Raw genomic sequence first — 17,209 nt, 5'->3', positions numbered from 1 at the left:
GATATCAGCCATTTTTTGATGCATCGCTACAACTGGATTCGGCCTCACCAATTCAACGAGGGGTTGGCACCAGCGCGGGCCGAGGAAAAACTTAACGTCGTGTCCGGGATTAGTTGACCACTACAACCTTTGCGTGTAAGTGGCCAGCTCAGGGTCGACCCAAGCCAGGGGATATTTGCACAGCATTAGGGGGACAGGCGTAATGATAAGTTCAACGTTGATGACGCTCTGCAATGGCTCCCGCCTGATCAGGCCTGACTCGCCTTCGGTATCGCAATACGGCTACTGGCCTTGACCTCACGCAAAGCCAGGCTGGACTGGATGAAGGCAATGCCCACCTGGCGCCTGAGCACCTGCTCGATAAAGTCGCTGTAGCTATCAAGAACCTCTCCCAGCACTTGCAGCACTTAGTCGGCATCTTCGGTGATCTTGTGACAGGACAACACTTCGGGCAATTGCATGCCGGGGTGGTTCATATGGTTGGCCATTGCTTACCAGTTGACCCGCTCCTGGAAACCCAAGTCTGCGACTGCGGCGGCGAGTCAGTACAACTAGTGTCCTTGGGTCACGACCTACCGGGCGAACCAAGGACGACAAATCGTCAATCGAAACGAAACGAGGCACCATAAGCCGATGTTGGCAAATGGCTCGAACCGTCCGCCGTAAGCGCGGGCGATGACCGAGGGATCATGCACTCGGATGGGTGTGGTAAATCTTGCTGACGATCGTCCATCTGCCTTGTACCTTCAGCAGGTTGAAGAAGTCGGTGAAGCGAAAACCCGAAACGTTGTCGGTATCGACCCGGGCACTCGCGGCAGTGCCCACGATGTCGATGCGCACGATCGCGGCGTTGGCTTCAGGAGATGGGCGGAACGAGTTGTCGATGACGTCGTACAGGTTCTCAATGGCACCGCCAACAAGCTTGTCGCCGTCGACCCCAAACATGGTGGCCGACTCATTGAACGCGGGCTTCATCAAAGCGCTGTCAGCCTTGGCACCCCCTTCGTTGTATTGGTTAAGCACGTTGACGATCGCGTTGTATTCCTGGACGTAAGTTGGATTGCTCATGATGGACTCCTGATTGAAAGATTTTCCGAATGCCCATCAGGTCTGGATGGGCATAGCATCGCCACCAACCATCACCCACTCTGGTGTGTCGGCGAGATGGTCAGGTTGGAGTTGGCCGTTGGCCAATCGGTGTAGCCCTTGGCGCCTCCGCCGTAGTAGGCCTCACGCGGTGCGATAGTCAGTTCGGCACCAGTAAGCAGGCGCTCTACCAGGTCCGGATTGGCAATGAACAATCGGCCGAAGGCCACAGCGTCAATCCGCCCCTGCGCCCGGCGTTCCAGCGCCAGGTCCAGGTCATAGTTGTTATTACCAATGAATGGTCCTTCGAACTGCGCACTCAGCGCGTCCAGGTCCACACCTTCCGGAACGGTGCGGGAAGTGGCCGTTGCGCCTTCGACGAAGTGCAGATAGGCCAGGCTGAACCTGTTGAGCTGCTGGATCAGATAACCGTAGGTTGCCATGACGTTGCTGTCAGGGGGCGTGTTACCCGCATCAGGTGTCACTGGCGAAAGGCGGATGCCAACCCGGTCACTGCCCCAGACCGAAACAACGGCTTGGGTGACTTCAAGCGTCAGCCGAGCCCGGTTCTCGATGGAACCGCCATAGCGGTCGGTGCGCTGGTTGGTGGAGTCGCGCAGGAACTGGTCGAGCAAATAGCTGTTGGCAGAATGAACTTCCACACCGTCAAAACCAGCGCGCTTGGCATTTTCTGCCGCATGCCGGTACTGCTCAATGATCCCGGGGATCTCAGCAGTTTCGAGCGCCCGGGGCATGGACACTTCGACCATGCCATTGTTGGTGTAGGTGGTACCTTCGGCCTTGATGGCCGAGGGCGCAACCGGCGCCTCGCCGTTTGGTTGCAACTCGACGCTGGAAAACCGGCCCACGTGCCAAAGCTGGTTGACGATTTTGCCGCCTGCTGCGTGAACCGCGTCGGTGACTTTTTTCCAGCCTGCCACCTGTTCTTCCGACCAGATACCTGGCGTCATGGCATAGCCGCGACCTTGAGCAGAAATATTGGTGGCCTCGGCGATGATCAACCCCGCGCCGGCACGCTGGGCGTAGTAAGTGGCATGCAGCTCGTTCGGCACGCCATCTTCCGCCATCCGGCTGCGTGTCACTGGGGCCATGACAATGCGGTTGGCCAGTTGCAAGGCGCCCATCCGAAGGGGCGAAAAAAGATCGGTGTTAAGTCTCATGTCAGTCAAACTCATTACCTCTAAATATTAGACCGGTCGTCTAGTAAAACAGAAAAGTACCCCTATGCCAGCAAGTTTTTCCCGGTTCCGACCTCTACTCGCTATGCTTTCTGCTCTAAAGGATTGGCTTGTGAAGGTTCAAGAGCCGCCCTCTCCCACTTGGCAATTACCAAGGGCGCGATGGCATTCCCCAACACATTCAATGTGGTCGTACCGCTATCGATGATTCTGAAAATACCCGCGATCAATGCCACCCCTTCCAGTGGAAGACCGGCAGAAGCCAATGTCGCGGACAGAATAATGATGGCGAATCCAGGTACTCCGGCAGCACCTTTGGAGGTCAGCACCATTGTGACCACCAGCAGAATCTGCTGAGAAAGCGAGAGATCGATACCATAGAGCTGGGCGACAAAAATCGTAGCCACCCCCAGGAAAATCGAGGCACCGTCCAGATTGAACGCATACCCCACCGGCACCACGAAACTGACGATGCGACGAGGGACGCCGTAGCTCTCCAGCTTGCTCATCAGCTGTGGCATAACGGCTGCCGATGCAGCACTCGAAAACGCAAGAATAAGCTCATTGCGAAAGTACTTGATCAGCTTGAAAATGTTCTCACCGACCAGATAGCAGATACCGCCAAGTACCACCAATGCAAAGACAATCAATGCCAGGTAAACCACACCAATCAGCTTGAGCAAGGGCAAGAGCGAGGCAAAACCAAAAGTCGCGACGGTAGCGCCGATCATGCCAAATACGCCTATTGGCGCGTAAGCCATGACGATTGAGACGACTTTGAACATCGCATCGGAAATACCCTGAATCACCGCAACCACGGGGGCGCTTTTATCCCTGGGCAGCGAGTTCAAGGCCATACCGAACAACACCGCGAAGAACAGTACCGACAGCAGCTTCGCTTCCGACATTGCAACGATAACGTTGTCCGGGACAATGTTCTGCACGATGACGAGGGCTCCTTTGGCAGGCTCCATGGTTATAGCGGCAGCGCGATGGGTAATGCCCGAAATATCTGTTCCGGTACCTGGTTCGAAAATGTTCGCGAAACACAGCCCGATCACGATGGCCAGGCCGGTTATCGCAAAAAAGTACCCCAGCGATTTCATGCCCATCCGGCCAAATGACTTGTTATCTCCTCCGCCTGCGATGCCCAGGATCATGCAACAAAACACAGTTGGAACAACGAACATCTTCATCATCTTGATAAAGATATCGCCAAGCGGCTTCAGAATTTCTGCGCTCACCCACGATTGATACTGCGGATGGGTATTGAAATACCAACCGACAAGCACGCCAAGCAGCAGCCCGGCAATGATTTGCCACACCAGGGGAATACGTTTCATGTCTAGCCTTCTTGTTGGAATGAAAGGACTGCGTAAATTCGCAGTTGCTAGATTCATGAGCTTCCAGCTCACTTGAGTTCAAATGGCACAACGCTGTTGTGCCAACACCTTTTCTATTTTGCGAAGAGCTGACTCATATCCTTGAACGCCTTGAATTCGAGGGCATTACCGCAAGGGTCAAACAAAAACATGGTGGCCTGCTCGCCGACCTGCCCTTTGAAACGAATGTAGGGTTCGATGACAAACTCCGTGCCAAAAGACTTCAGACGCTCGGCCAGTGCTTCCCATTCCGCCCAGCCCAAAATGATGCCGAAGTGCGGAACAGGTACGTCATGGCCGTCTACCGGGTTGCTATGGACGCTTTCCTGGGAAGCAGTTTTCGGGTGTTCGTGAATCACCAGTTGGTGCCCATAAAAGTTGAAGTCGACCCATTGGTTGCTGGAACGGCCTTCTTCGAGGCCGAACACTTCGCCGTAAAATGTGCGTGCACCAGCGAGATCGTAAACCGGGATTGCGAGGTGGAAAGGCGAGAGGCTCATCAGAACTCCAATACAATTTTTGTTGGTGAAGGACAGAGCGTATGAACGCTGATCGTCGTTGTTTCGCGGCGCTTCACTGTTCGTCGTCCCCTGGGCATCGACTCGAAGGTTCAGGCAGTTGCCGGGGATAGGCTCATCGTAGTCCGCCTGACGAAACAAAAAAATCAATATAAATTTCTCAGAAACACAATTAATATTTGTGAATGATTAAAGAACTCAAGACACTTATCGCCGTTGCTCGGGAAGGTACTTTTGCCGCTGCCGGGAATAAGATCGGCCTGACCCAGGCAGCGGTGAGCGCGCAGATTCACCGCCTGGAAGCCGAACTCGGCTTTGAGATATTCGACAGGAAGGGACGCTCGGCCCACCTCAACAGGATGGGCCACCAAATACTCCTGCAAGCGCAGGAGTTGCTGCGCCTTTACGACAATCTGGGTTCCACCACCGTCGGACTTCCTGCAAGCGTCCTGGTGAACATCGGTGCTATCGCTTCCGTGCAGCGATCCTTTTTACCGGACGCGTTAGCCAGGTTTCACCAACAGTGCCCGCAGTGCCGCACACGTGTAATCCCGGGACTATCGATGGAGTTGGTGAACCTCGTGGATGCCGGCGAGATCGACATGGCCGCAATCATTCGGCCACCCTTCTCGCTCCAGAGCGATCTGCGCTGGACAACGCTCGCTCTTGAACCTTACCGACTGATTGTCCCGCGCGATGTAACGGGAGAAGACTGGTCAGAACTACTGTCCAGCCAACCGTTCATTCGCTATGACCGATCGTCATTTGGGGGGCGGCAGGTGGATCGATTCCTGCGTCAGATGCATTTCACTTTGCGGGAAGTTTGCGAACTGGATGAGCTCGAGGCGATCGTCAAGCTAGTGGAAAATGGCGTGGGTGTAGCGCTGGTGCCGCAGACGGCAAACCAACAGGAATGGCCCGCAGGTGTCCGAGCGCTCGATCTTGGACAGCTTACCTTCCACCGTGATATCGGGCTCGTGCACAGGTCTCGACAGTCTTTCACCGAACCGGTGCGGATACTGGCGCAACTGATTAGTGAGCAGGTCAAGACCGGCGTTGAATAAACTCCGAACGAAAAAAGGCTAGCCAGGGGCCTTTTTGTACTCAAACCAACGGCCGATATTCTTCCAGATATCCACGCCAGACCCAGCGATTGCGCACTCAACCAGGTCGTGAAATCCCATGCTGGCGAAGTTTGCGATACAGCGTATTGCGGCTAATCCCCAATCGGGCGGCAACACGAGCGACGTGCCAGTGTTCCGCCTCAATCAACGTCAGCAGCGTCTGCCGTTCCGACACTCCCAGTGGGTTCTCGGCCAACACGGCAGGCGCTGCCGGCAGCAATTCGGCCACGTCTTCCAGAGTGACACGGCCCTCCAGCGCCAATGCGACCAGTGTGCGCAGGCACGTGCGCAGTTGACGGACATTGCCCGGCCAGGGATGCGTCAGCAAGCGATCTCTCACACCTGTCTCCAGGCGAATCCTTGTACCTTTTGACTCTTCGCGCAGCAGCAGGTCGAGCAACCGGCCCTTGTCTGAACGCTCACGCAACGGCGGCAGCTGCACGGCGAAGCCGGCGACGCGATAAAACAGATCTTCGCGAAAACGCCCCTCGGCCACACAGGCTTGCAGATCCTGGTGGCTGGCACAGATGAGCCGTATGTCGAGCGCACGTGCCGTAGCGCCGCCCAGGGGCACCACCTGACGCTCCTCCAGCACACGCAGCAGCCGGGTCTGTAACGCGAGTGGCATATCGGCTATTTCATCAAGGAACAGAATGCCGCCATGGGCCTGCTCCAGCTTGCCGATCATCCCGTCCTTGCGTGCGCCGGTGAAGCTGCCACCGCGATAGCCGAACAGCTCGCTCTCGATCAGCGTTTCTGGAATGGCCGCACAATTGATCGCCACAAACGGTTGACTGGCTCTGGAACTGGCGCGATGCAGCGCTGCGGCAAAGGCTTCTTTGCCGGTACCGGTTTCGCCCTGTAGAAACACCGGTACGTCACGTTCCAGAACTCGTAATGCGCGAGCAAAGCCACGTTGCAGGCGCGGGTCTTCCAGGCACACGTGCACGTCGTTGATCGGGGCAGTTGCAGGAGTGACGAGAGGCGCATGGCGCAAGGGCTCTCGCAACTGTCCGTAGAACTGGCGTCCGTCCAGAAGGCGCATTGGCCAGCAGACACTCGGTTGCGAGCTGGCTTGACTCATCACCTGATCGATAGGCGTCTCCAGCAGCATCGTCAGCGATTGCCCCACCACCTGCTCACGGCTGAGGCCCAGCAGGTTCAGCGCAGCATGATTGACTGAACGGATACAGGCACTTTCGTCAAAGCTGAGCAGCCCTTCGCCCAGCAGCCCGACGAAGCCTGCTTCAGGGTGAAAACGCAGCAAGTACCGTTGCGGATCATGCCCCAGGAAATAACAGCTCTCGATCAAGTTGGCTGTGAGGTTGGTCAACGCCATGGCTTTGAAGTGCTGCTGAAGACCCGGTTCCTCGCGCACGGATGAGAGGTTAAGAACGGCGAGCAACTCTCCGCTCGCATCGAATATGGGGCTGGCCGAACACGTCAAGCCGGCGTGCTTGCCACGGAAGTGCTGATCACGACGGATGGTAACGTGCTGTCGCTCGACCAGGCAGGTGCCGACACCGTTGGTGCCCTCGCAATCCTCGCTCCACACCGAACCAAGCCACAGTCCGGAACGCTGGAATTCGACTCGTTCGGATTCGTTGAACACGCTGTCAATCGCCACACCACGAGCATCGGTGAGTAGCACCACGTGGCCGTCACCCCCCAGTTGGTGGTGCAGGCTGGTCATCTGCCAGTGCGCTACGGAGATGATGTGTTCCAGGGGCGCGCGGTGATCCAGCAGGCGTGGGTGCTCAACTACATTCGGCGCGCGGCGGCTGGCGGGATCGAGCTGATGCTGATCCAGGCAACGACGCCATGACCGGGTAATAGCCAGGTCAGTCGTATGGCCATGGCTGGCAGGGATGCCCTGTACAGCTTGCAGCACCTGTTGTGCATGGGCGTTGATAAAGGCCGGCTTCATTGTTCTTGTTCTCCGCTACGGTCAGGACACGGGGCTGTTGCCAGCTTATAGGAAAAGCCGACCGAGAGCGCCCCATGCGCCGCGTGACACTCTGTCATCCACCCTTCCCGAAATCGTGACACAGCCCCGAGTCAAAGCCTCGTCCGTATTGCTTCAGCCGCTCTGCAACGGGCCTCTCATAAAGGTGGCCCGAGCCTTGCTCCAGGACAAGTTGTTACAAAAACAACAAGAACGGGAGAAGCCCATGAACATCGCTGTCGAAACACCCCTGCACACGCCAACTGCCCAGCTCGCGGCCTGGGTCGACAACCTCGGCGAGCGTCTCGCCCAACGCGACCTGGACGGCGCGCTGCAATTGTTTGCCGAAGAGTGTCACTGGCGTGACCTGCTGCTTTTCAGCTGGAACCTGGTGACCCTGGAAGGCAAGCCTGCTATCCGCGACATGCTCGAAACACGCCTTGATCAAACTCGGCCCGAGCAATGGAAACTCGAAGGTGATGCCACGCTCAACAACGGTGTGCTCGAAGGTTGGATCAGCCTGGAGACCGCTACGGCGCGAGGTAAAGGCTACGTCCGGCTGAAGGAGGGCCTGTGCTGGACGCTGCTGACCACCATGCGCGAGCTCAAAGGCTTTGAAGAACCCAGGGGCCGCCGTCGCCCGATGGGTGCCAATCATGGTCACGCCCATGCCGACAAACGCAACTGGCTGGAACGCCGTCGTGACGAAGAAGCATCACTGGGCATCACCACCCAGCCGTACTGCCTGATCGTGGGTGGCGGCCAGGGTGGGCTGGGGCTCGCCGCACGGCTCAAGCGAATGGGCGTGCCAACGCTGATCGTCGACAAGGCTGAGCGTCCTGGCGATCAGTGGCGCGGCCGTTACAAGTCGCTGTGCCTGCATGACCCGGTCTGGTACGACCATATGCCCTACCTGCCCTTCCCCGATCACTGGCCGGTCTTCACCCCAAAAGACCAGATCGGCGACTGGCTGGAGATGTACACCAAAGTCATGGAGCTCAATTATTGGCCGCGCACCGAGTGCGTGAGCGCCAGCTTTGACGAGCAAAGTGGCACCTGGACGGTGGACGTTCAACGCGATGGTGAGCGCGTGACGCTACAGCCTGCCCAGTTGATCCTCGCCACCGGCATGTCTGGCGTGCCCAACGTTCCTGTTTATGCGGGTGCCGAGGTTTTCAACGGCCAGCAGCATCATTCCAGCAGGCATCCCGGCGGAGACGCCTGGCGCGGCAAGCGCGCGGTGGTCATCGGTGCCAACAATTCGGCTCACGATATCTGCGCCGACCTGGTGGAGAACGGCGCCGAGGTGACCATGGTGCAACGGTCCAGTACCCACATCGTGCGCTCCGATAGCTTGATGGATCTGGTCTTCGGTGGGCTCTACTCTGAAGACGCCCTGGAGTCAGGCCTGACCACGGACAAGGCCGACATGCTGTTCGCCTCGATCCCTTACAAGGTGATGCCAAGCTTTCATCAACCCGTCTTTGCCGCGATCAAGGAGCGTGACAAAGACTTCTACGAGCGCTTGACCAAGGCCGGTTTCATGCTCGATTTCGGTGACGACGAGTCTGGCCTTTTCATGAAATACGTACGCCGTGGTTCTGGTTACTACATCGACGTGGGCGCCTCGGAACTGATCGCTAACGGCACGATCAAGCTCAAGAGCGCGCCGGGCCTGGGTGTGGAACGCATCGAAGCAGATGCCGTCGTACTCAACGATGGCAGCCGACTACCGGCCGACCTGATTGTCTACGCCACGGGCTATGGCTCAATGAATGGCTGGGCGGCGAAGCTGATTTCCCAGGAAGTCGCGGACAAGGTCGGCCGCTGCTGGGGCTTGGGTTCAGGGACCACGAATGATCCTGGCCCGTATGAAGGCGAACTGCGCAACATGTGGAAGCCCACGCAGCAGCAAAACCTCTGGTTCCACGGTGGCAACCTGCATCAGTCACGGCATTATTCGCTGTACCTGGCGTTGCAGCTGAAGGCGCGTTTTGAAGGCATCGACACATCCGTCTACGGCCTGGCGAGCAGTCATCACACTGGATGAGTAAAATGGCGCCCGGCCGGGGTTGGGCGCTTCTCCATGAGCATCAGGCTGTCCGTCCTCCGGCCCATTAACGGGTCAGATTCAAACCTCCAGAAGCCGCTTCGTCATCGTCATCGACGTTTGCAAAGATTGCCCCGTGCGCTGCAGCTTGTTCAGCAAACTGGCACCCAACCAAAGTTGGTAGAGGGTTTCGGCCAGCTGACGAGCGTCGGCATCCGGAAGACTTTTATCCAGCTGGCCCTGTTCCAGGCAAGTCGTGATGCGCGCAACGATGCGCTCAGCGCCATCGCGTAGCGTGAGGCGCATCGATTCGGAAAGGTCGGCGACCTCTGCACTTAACTTCACCACCAGGCATTCGTCGCCATGGCCCTCCAGGGTGCAGCGGTTCTGCCAGCCCTGCCAGTAATCCATCAGCCGCTCGAAGGCATTGAGCCCGGGCAGTGTCAGACGTCTTTCCATGTCCGACAGGTAGCCGACAAAGTAATCCTCAAGCAGCGCCTGCCCGTAGAATTCCTTGGATTTGAAGTAGTGATAGAACGAGCCCTTGGGCACACCGGCAGTCTGCAGGATTTCGTTCAGGCCAACGCTGGTGAAGCCCTTTTCGGCCATCATTCGGTGGCCGGTATCGAGCAGGTGTTGGCGGGTATCGTCGTAGGTCGGTTTCATGGGGCGCAAAGTACCAAACAATAGACCAGTCGTATATTTCTGATGGGCAGGAGTTTGCCATAGAGTGCGGTCGGAAACACACCTGAAAGAATTTACTAGACGACTGGTCTAATTGGAAACTATGCTGTGCCCCTCACTCCTTCCCGGGTGTCGAAGGCGAACCCGTCCTCGGACACCAGACCAACACAGGGCGCCCTATGAAAATCTTGATGGTTCTGACTTCCCACGACCAACTTGGCAACACTGGCAAGAAAACCGGTTTCTGGCTCGAAGAGTTCGCGGCCCCCTACTATGCCTTCAAGGATGCAGGTGCAGAGATCACCCTGGTGTCGCCGGCAGGCGGCCAGCCACCGCTCGATCCAAAAAGCGATGAGCCCGGTGCGCAGACCGCCGAAACCGACCGGTTCCGTCAGGACCCTGCAGCGCAATTGGCACTGGCCCATACCGGGCGCCTGGCCGATGTCAGCGCTGACAATTTTGATGCCGTGTTTTACCCCGGTGGACATGGCCCGCTGTGGGATCTGGCTGAAGACAAACATTCCATCGCCTTGATCGAAGCCTTCGACCGCAGCCACAAGCCCCACGGCTTCGTCTGCCACGCGCCGGGCGTACTGCGTCACGTCCTCGCTGCTGATGGCAAGCCGTTGATTGAGGGTCGGGACGTGACCGGTTTCACCAATGCTGAAGAAGCGGCCGTGGGCCTGACGGACGTCGTGCCGTTCCTGATCGAAGACGAATTCCAGCGTCTGGGCGGGCGCTTTTCCAAGGTGGCCGACTGGCAGGTTCATGTCGTCGCTGACGGCCAGTTGGTAACGGGTCAGAACCCTGCCAGCTCGGCGGCCGTCGCCGAAAAACTGCTGAAAATGCTGGCCTGACGGATATCAACTCACTGCCCAGGCACCGTGCGCGTGTTTGCACACGGTGTTTTTTTCGCCCCATCGATAGTCGACTGGTCTAATACCCAGCGAACAGGTATCTCATGAAAAACAGCGCTTACTTCACACCCGTCACCCTCGGCCGGCATACCCTGAAGAACCGTATCGTTCTGCCCCCCCTCACCCGCCAGCGCAGCTCGCAACCGGGCAATATCGCCAACCCGTTGATGGCCGAGTATTACCAGCAACGCGCCAGCGCCGGCCTACTGGTCACTGAGGGCACGCAGATCGAGCCTAGGGGTCAGGGATATGCCTGGACGCCCGGCATCCACACGCCTGAACAAATCGCCGGATGGCGCACGGTCACCGAGGCTGTTCATGCCAAAAACGGCGTGATCTTCGCTCAGCTCTGGCACGTCGGGCGGGTGTCTCACACCGCGTTGCAACCTGAGGGTGCGGCACCGGTGTCAGCGTCCGCGATCGCCACCGAGCGTGTCAGCGTATTTATTGAAACAGCGCCGGGTGCCGGTGCGCTTGTTGCGCCATCCGCTCCGCGAGCGCTGAGCACGGATGAAGTCCAGGAACTGGTTCAGTTGTATATCCAGGCTGCGCGCAATGCGATGGACGCCGGCTTCGACGGCATCGAACTGCACTGTGCCAACGGTTATCTGGTAAACCAGTTCATCTCTGCTCACAGCAATGTGCGCACCGATCAGTACGGTGGCTCTCTGGGCAACCGCCTGCGTTTTCTGCGTGACGTGGTGGCGGGCGTCGCCGAGTGCATCGGCCGGGAAAAGGTCGGCGTGCGTTTCGCGCCGCTGTTCACCACCACCGATGAAGCGCGGACCTATCTGGGGATGGTGGAGGAAGACCCGCACACGACCTACATCGAAGCGATCAAGGTGCTTGAAGATGTGGGCATTGCCTACCTGTCCATCGCCGAAGCCGACTGGGACGACGCGCCGATGATGCCGCACGCCTTTCGTCGTGCGGTGCGCGATACGTTCAGTGGCGCGATCATTTATGCCGGACGTTACAACGCCGAATCCGGCGCGCAATTGCTTGAGTCAGGCTTGGCAGACCTGGTCGCTTTCGGCCGCCCGTTCATGGCCAATCCGGATCTGCCTGCGCGGATCGCCCACGACTGGCCGCTCAACCCACTGAACCCGGCTACGGTCTACGGCGGTAATGCCGAAGGCTATGTGGATTACCCGACCTACGAGTAATCCCCTGGTCTAGCACCGCGCTCCCATTTCCCCGGGGGCGCGCATTTCCCCCTATCTCCCTTCCGTTGCCCTCCCGCGCTCTTGATCTGACGTTCTCGTTTCTACACAAAAAAATGGCTGACGCATTGTCAGGGGTTTTTTTTCAGCCTATCTTGATTAAAACCTATACAGATCAGTTACTATCGTACAACTATTAAAGAATGGACTGGGCAAGCCCGCGTTGACGATCCCCACTCCATACGCCGCGTACGACGCTGCAGCCGGCAAGTTGCATTGCGCAAAAACCGCGGCTTCATCTTTCGGCAGGTGCCAGAAACCTGTACACCACGAGGCATCTGTACAAGCATGTAAGGCAACAAAATTCACCCTCAGCACCTGCTCACCCAGGGAGAACGGCAATGACCCGACGTTTGGTTTTACTGGCTTTGGTACTCAGCATTGCGAGCTGTGGCAGCGTGGATGTCACCCACTATGCGGATCAGCAACCGGCATTAAATCTGGAGCGCTTTTTCAGCAAACCGGTCAAAGCCTGGGGGATGTTTCAGAAGCGTTCCGGTGAGGTGGCCAAGCGTTTCGAGGTCGACATCGTCAGCCGTCGTGTGGGCAACAACCTGATTCTCGATGAGCGCTTCCTGTACAGCGACGGCACCCGCCAACGCCGCGTCTGGACCCTGACGCCCGAGGGCCAGGGACGTTGGAGCGGTCGCGCCGATGACGTAGTGGGTGTCGCCAAAGGCGAAATCGCCGGCAATGCCTTGCGCTGGCGTTATCGCCTGAACCTGCCGGTTGACGGCACAACCTATGAAATGAGCATGGACGACTGGATGTACCTGATGGACGAGGACACGTTGATCAACCGCACCAGCATGTCCAAGCTGGGCGTCGAGGTTGGCCAGGTGACGTTGTTCTTCCGGCGCCAGGGTGCAGGAGAAACCCATTGAACGCGTTCACCATGAACTCCCTCGGCGATGGATATCGCGCCCTGGTGATCGGCGCGAGTGGTGCCCTGGGTACGGCTTTTTGCGAGCTGCTCGGCAAGGACCCTCGATGTGCCGGGGTTCGCCAGCTGGGGCGCAATACAGTGCCCGCACTGGATCTGGAGCAACCCGAAACCATCGCCAGCGCCGCCACTGAATTGGCAGCGCAAGCGCCCTACCAGTTGATCGTGCACGCCGCCGGCCTGCTCCATCGTGACCAGATCAAGCCGGAAAAAAGCTACAGCGCGATTGAGCATGAGGCGCTGCAGGCCGTGTTTCAAGTGAACGCGCTGGGGCCGGCGCTGGTGTTGCGGCACTTTTTGCCGTTGCTTGATGCCCGGGGCGCGATGGCGGTGCTCTCGGCGAAAGTCGGCAGCATCGGCGACAACCGTTTGGGTGGCTGGTACGCCTATCGCGCCTCCAAGGCCGCGCTGAATATGCTGATCAAGACCGCCGCCATCGAATTGGCCCGTACTCGTCCGCAGAGCCGACTGCTGAGTCTGCACCCAGGCACGGTCGTGTCGGGGTTGTCGCAACCATTTCGAGGGGCCACCAGCGCACGTCCGGCGGACGTTGCCGCAGCTGAACTCTTGAGCCTGATTGATCAGTTGACGCCGGCCGATAGCGGACATTTTTTTGCCTCCAACGGCGAGCGCCTGCCCTGGTAGGCAGGGAACAAGCATGAATCTGCAGACGCTGGACTGAACAGATATGAACAAGCGCCATCGGTTGTGCCTGGTCCTGGGTGACCAGTTGTCATTTGACTTGGCTTCCTTGCAGAAACTTGATGCCCAGTGCGATACGGTGCTGCTGGTCGAGGTCATGGAAGAAGCCAGCCATGTCCCCCACCATCCGCAGAAAATCGCGCTGATTTTCAGTGCCATGCGCCATTTCGCCAAGGCCCTGCAAGAACAGGGTCTGCAAGTCGAGTACGTGACCCTGGATGACCCGCAAAACAGCGGTTCGGTGGCGAGTGAATTGCGACGCTGGCAACAGCTGTTGCAAGCAGAGGAAGTACACGTCACCGAGTGCGGGGACTGGCGGCTGGAACAGGCGCTCAAGGACTGTGGCCTGGCCATCCATTGGCACGCCGACACGCGCTTTGTGTGCAGTCGCGCTGAGTTCGGCACTTGGGCGCAAGGCAAAAAGCAGTTGCGCATGGAGTTCTTCTACCGCGAGATGCGGCGCAAGAGCGGGTTATTGCTCAATGGCGACGGCTCTCCAGTAGGCGGCGCGTGGAATTTCGATGCCGAGAACCGCAAGGCCCTGCCCAAAGGGGTGAAAGCGCCCTACCCGGTGCACTTCAGTAACGACGCCATCACCTGCGATGTGCTTGCGCTGGTCAGGGCGCGCTTCAACCATCACTACGGCGCACTCGACGACTTCGACTATCCGGTCACCCATGCCGACGCACAGGCGCTGTGGGCGTATTTTCTGGATTATGGCCTGGCAGGATTCGGCGACTATCAGGACGCCATGGCCAGTGATGAACCTTTTCTATTTCATGCGCGCATCAGTGCGGCGCTCAATATTGGACTGCTGGACCTGCGTCAGTTGTGCAGCGACGTGGAAGCTGCATATTGGGCGCACCGGATTCCACTCAATGCCGCCGAAGGCTTCATTCGCCAGCTCATCGGCTGGCGCGAATATGTACGGGGCGTCTATTGGCTGAAAATGCCCGATTACGCCGATGGCAATCTATTCGGCAACAGCCGGCTCCTTCCAGAGTTCTACTGGACGGGCGACACCCGAATGAACTGCATGGGACAGGCGATCGGCCAGAGCTTGAAACATGCCTATGCCCACCATATCCAGCGGCTGATGGTGACCGGCAACTTCGCACTGTTGGCCGGCATCGCGCCGAGCCAGATTTGCGAATGGTACCTGGCGATCTACATGGACGCCTTTGACTGGGTCGAACTGCCCAATACGCTGGGCATGGTCATGCACGCCGACGGCGGTTACCTGGGTTCCAAGCCTTATTGCGCCAGTGGTCAGTATATAAAGCGGATGTCTGACTACTGCCGTAACTGCGCCTACAAAGTCAGTGAGAGCACAACGGACGACGCCTGTCCTTTCAATTCACTCTACTGGCATTTCCTGATGCGTCATGGCGACCTGCTGCGCAGCAACCAGCGCATGAGCATGGTCTACAAAAACCTCGACCGCATGACCGAGCCCAAGCAGCAAGCGCTGTGGGAGCGGGGCCAGAAACTACTCGCCAAACTGGATGCCGGGGAGTCGCTGTGAAAAAGAGTGAGCTCCCGGTCAAAGTTTGCGCGGTCTGTGGATTGCCCTTCGCCTGGCGCAAGAAATGGGCGCGATGCTGGAACGAAGTGCGTTATTGCTCGGAGCGTTGCCGGCGATTTAGGAGCTCCTGCCTTACTAACGCCGTTACGGCTCGTTCGGCATCCGCGATTCGTATCTGATTTCACAGGTTTCCGTACATCTGACATCGACCTGCATAGCTTTCCGTTGGCTTGAAGGAAATGCCAAGCAGCCTATATCCACTGAGGTATGCATGTTCAACTCGACTATCAAAAAAGAACTGGCCGTCAGCCAGCGGCGCTTGGCTGACAGTGAAGCCACCCTTGCAGCCTTAGGTGGCTCCATGGCCCTGATTGAGTTCCAGCCTGATGGCACGATCCTCAGTGCCAATCGCAACTTCCTGAAGGTAATGGGCTATAGCGTTGAAGAAATCCAATCCCGGCATCACCGCTTATTCTGTACGCCGAAATACGCCAACAGCGCTGCTTATCAAAGCTTTTGGTCACGCCTGGGTAATGGCGAGTTCATCAACGACCGCTTCCTGCGCCTGGACAAACAGGGGCGTGAGCTCTGGCTGGAGGCCAGCTATAACCCTGTTCGCGATACCACCGGACGGGTGATCAAGGTCGTCAAGATTGCGACGGATGTAACTGCCCAGGTTCAGAAGGAACAAGAGCAGGAGAGCCAGATCAAGGCGATTAACCGGTCCATGGCAACCATCGAGTTCAACCGGCAGGGAGAAGTCGTCAACGCCAATGAAAACTTCCTTGCAGTGATGGGTTACCGCTTGGAAGAGATTGTTGGCAAGCACCACCGGCTGTTCTGTGAGCGTAGCGAAATCGAATCCCCCGATTACTGCCAGTTCTGGGAGCGCCTGAATCAAGGCGAATTTTTCTCAGGCAGCTTCAAGCGCCTCAACAACCAGGGACGCGTGGTCTGGTTACGTGCGACTTACAATCCGGTGTTCGACGCCAACGGCGATCTTTACAAAATAGTCAAGTATGCGAGCGATATTACGGATCAGGTTCTACAGCAGGAAACCGAGTCACGAGCGGCGCGCATGGCTTATGAGACTTCACTGAAAACTGACGATACAGCCCACGAAGGAGCCCGTGTAGTGCAGGACACCGTGAATGTCATGCAAAGCCTGGCCGACGAATTGAATCACGCAGCCGAAGGTGTCAACGCCGTCAGTCAGCAGTCGGAGATAATCAGCAGTATCGTGCAGACCATCCGTGGGATTGCCGAGCAGACGAATCTTCTGGCGCTCAATGCGGCCATCGAAGCGGCTCGTGCAGGAGATCAGGGGCGAGGTTTTGCCGTGGTTGCTGACGAAGTGCGCAACTTGGCTGCACGCACGAGTCAAGCCACTGTCAAGATTGTCGAGGTGGTGCAGCACAATCGTGAATTGGCCACGGGGGCAGTGGCCAGGATGGAGGCGAGTAAAGACAAGGCAGAACAAGGCGTCAAATTAGCCGGTGAGGCGGGTCAAGTGATTCTTGATATTCAGGACAGTGCTCGTCAGGTGGTACAGGCGATCAGCCATTTTGCCTCGACATTAGCACGCTGACTCAGCCATCAGCAGAGCACTTTAATAAAGCCTGAAACGCTGGGCAGCGTTGTGGCGCCCACCTCTACGACGGGGCCACCCCCATTGATAACAACTGTCGCGACAAACAGGGGCAGAGCGTTGCCCGCGGTTCCGAGGCAACACTCCCCTGAAACAGCCCTAACGGAAATCCAGCCAGTTTGAGATTCCCGAACTCAGCGAAAGGCAGCTCGCGTAGCGCTTGCACGCCTTGACGCTGGCCGACTCCGCCGGCACCGACATCTGTACAACCAACACCAGGAGAAACACTACTAACAAAGGAAACGTGTAGGCATTTTTTATTT

15 protein-coding genes and 2 pseudogenes are annotated in these 17,209 nt (G+C 57.7%); 10 read left to right on the top strand and 7 right to left on the bottom strand.

The features are described from left to right. Window positions 1-248: 248 nt before the first annotated feature. The 5 genes and pseudogenes from IMW75_RS21055 to IMW75_RS21035 all read right to left on the bottom strand — a co-directional run. Window positions 249-458, bottom strand: a pseudogene (locus IMW75_RS21055) (Lrp/AsnC ligand binding domain-containing protein); the annotation flags it as partial. 229 nt (window positions 459-687) lie between these two features. After that, window positions 688-1,068 (bottom strand): nuclear transport factor 2 family protein, encoded by a 381-nt coding sequence (locus IMW75_RS21050; protein ID WP_205893638.1) that lies wholly within the window; start codon window positions 1,066-1,068, stop codon window positions 688-690. 71 nt (window positions 1,069-1,139) lie between these two features. Next, window positions 1,140-2,267: an alkene reductase gene (locus tag IMW75_RS21045; RefSeq protein WP_237142308.1), complete on the bottom strand. Its 1,128-nt coding sequence runs from the start codon at window positions 2,265-2,267 to the stop codon at window positions 1,140-1,142. 101 nt (window positions 2,268-2,368) lie between these two features. Further along, window positions 2,369-3,628 (bottom strand): cation:dicarboxylate symporter family transporter, encoded by a 1,260-nt coding sequence (locus IMW75_RS21040; RefSeq protein ID WP_205893636.1) that lies wholly within the window; start codon window positions 3,626-3,628, stop codon window positions 2,369-2,371. Between the two features lie 113 nt (window positions 3,629-3,741). Further along, window positions 3,742-4,167, bottom strand: a complete 426-nt coding sequence (locus IMW75_RS21035) for a VOC family protein (RefSeq protein ID WP_205893639.1) — start codon at window positions 4,165-4,167, stop codon at window positions 3,742-3,744. A 203-nt stretch (window positions 4,168-4,370) separates the two neighbouring features. On the opposite strand from IMW75_RS21035, the gene IMW75_RS21030 reads away from it, so the two are divergent. Further along, window positions 4,371-5,249 carry a LysR family transcriptional regulator gene (locus IMW75_RS21030; RefSeq protein ID WP_205893635.1) on the top strand — a complete coding sequence of 293 codons (879 nt, stop codon included), beginning with the start codon at window positions 4,371-4,373 and terminating at the stop codon, window positions 5,247-5,249. 97 nt (window positions 5,250-5,346) lie between these two features. Here the strand turns inward: IMW75_RS21030 and IMW75_RS21025 are convergent, their stop codons facing one another. After that, window positions 5,347-7,236 (bottom strand): sigma-54-dependent Fis family transcriptional regulator, encoded by a 1,890-nt coding sequence (locus tag IMW75_RS21025; protein WP_205893634.1) that lies wholly within the window; start codon window positions 7,234-7,236, stop codon window positions 5,347-5,349. 244 nt (window positions 7,237-7,480) lie between these two features. On the opposite strand from IMW75_RS21025, the gene IMW75_RS21020 reads away from it, so the two are divergent. Next, entirely contained in the window at window positions 7,481-9,304 is a 1,824-nt protein-coding gene (locus IMW75_RS21020; protein WP_205893633.1) for an NAD(P)/FAD-dependent oxidoreductase, read from the top strand. An 81-nt stretch (window positions 9,305-9,385) separates the two neighbouring features. Here IMW75_RS21020 and IMW75_RS21015 read toward each other — a convergent pair whose 3' ends face one another. Beyond that, window positions 9,386-9,970 (bottom strand): TetR/AcrR family transcriptional regulator, encoded by a 585-nt coding sequence (locus IMW75_RS21015; RefSeq protein ID WP_045058497.1) that lies wholly within the window; start codon window positions 9,968-9,970, stop codon window positions 9,386-9,388. 197 nt (window positions 9,971-10,167) lie between these two features. Between IMW75_RS21015 and IMW75_RS21010 the strand changes: the two genes are divergently transcribed. The 8 genes and pseudogenes from IMW75_RS21010 (at window position 10,168) to IMW75_RS27430 (ending at window position 16,886) form a co-directional block, all read left to right on the top strand. Beyond that, window positions 10,168-10,845, top strand: a complete 678-nt coding sequence (locus IMW75_RS21010) for a type 1 glutamine amidotransferase domain-containing protein (protein WP_205893632.1) — start codon at window positions 10,168-10,170, stop codon at window positions 10,843-10,845. Window positions 10,846-10,949: 104 nt separating this feature from the next. Further along, window positions 10,950-12,071 carry an alkene reductase gene (locus IMW75_RS21005; RefSeq protein ID WP_205893631.1) on the top strand — a complete coding sequence of 374 codons (1,122 nt, stop codon included), beginning with the start codon at window positions 10,950-10,952 and terminating at the stop codon, window positions 12,069-12,071. A 398-nt stretch (window positions 12,072-12,469) separates the two neighbouring features. Next, the gene (locus IMW75_RS21000) at window positions 12,470-13,012 is read left to right on the top strand and encodes a DUF3833 domain-containing protein (protein ID WP_205893630.1); all 543 of its coding nucleotides are present in this window, start codon (window positions 12,470-12,472) and stop codon (window positions 13,010-13,012) included. Between the two features lie 11 nt (window positions 13,013-13,023). Further along, window positions 13,024-13,716, top strand: a complete 693-nt coding sequence (locus IMW75_RS20995; RefSeq protein ID WP_414704661.1) for an SDR family oxidoreductase — start codon at window positions 13,024-13,026, stop codon at window positions 13,714-13,716. 43 nt (window positions 13,717-13,759) lie between these two features. Further along, window positions 13,760-15,298, top strand: a complete 1,539-nt coding sequence (locus IMW75_RS20990) for a cryptochrome/photolyase family protein (RefSeq protein WP_045058501.1) — start codon at window positions 13,760-13,762, stop codon at window positions 15,296-15,298. Next, entirely contained in the window at window positions 15,295-15,477 is a 183-nt protein-coding gene (locus IMW75_RS20985; RefSeq protein WP_082069139.1) for a DUF2256 domain-containing protein, read from the top strand. The genes IMW75_RS20990 and IMW75_RS20985 overlap by 4 nt, the downstream gene beginning before the upstream one ends. A gap of 92 nt (window positions 15,478-15,569) precedes the next feature. Next, window positions 15,570-16,343: pseudogene (locus IMW75_RS27435) on the top strand (PAS domain-containing protein); the annotation flags it as partial. 33 nt (window positions 16,344-16,376) lie between these two features. Then, window positions 16,377-16,886 carry a methyl-accepting chemotaxis protein gene (locus tag IMW75_RS27430; RefSeq protein WP_237142310.1) on the top strand — a complete coding sequence of 170 codons (510 nt, stop codon included), beginning with the start codon at window positions 16,377-16,379 and terminating at the stop codon, window positions 16,884-16,886. Window positions 16,887-17,209 lie beyond the last annotated feature (323 nt).

The organism is Pseudomonas gregormendelii (assembly GCF_017114825.1).
Classification (GTDB): Bacteria; Pseudomonadota; Gammaproteobacteria; order Pseudomonadales; family Pseudomonadaceae; genus Aquipseudomonas; species Aquipseudomonas gregormendelii.
Note: the sequence above shows the minus strand (reverse complement) of the source record. Positions and strands in the feature narration are given on the sequence as shown.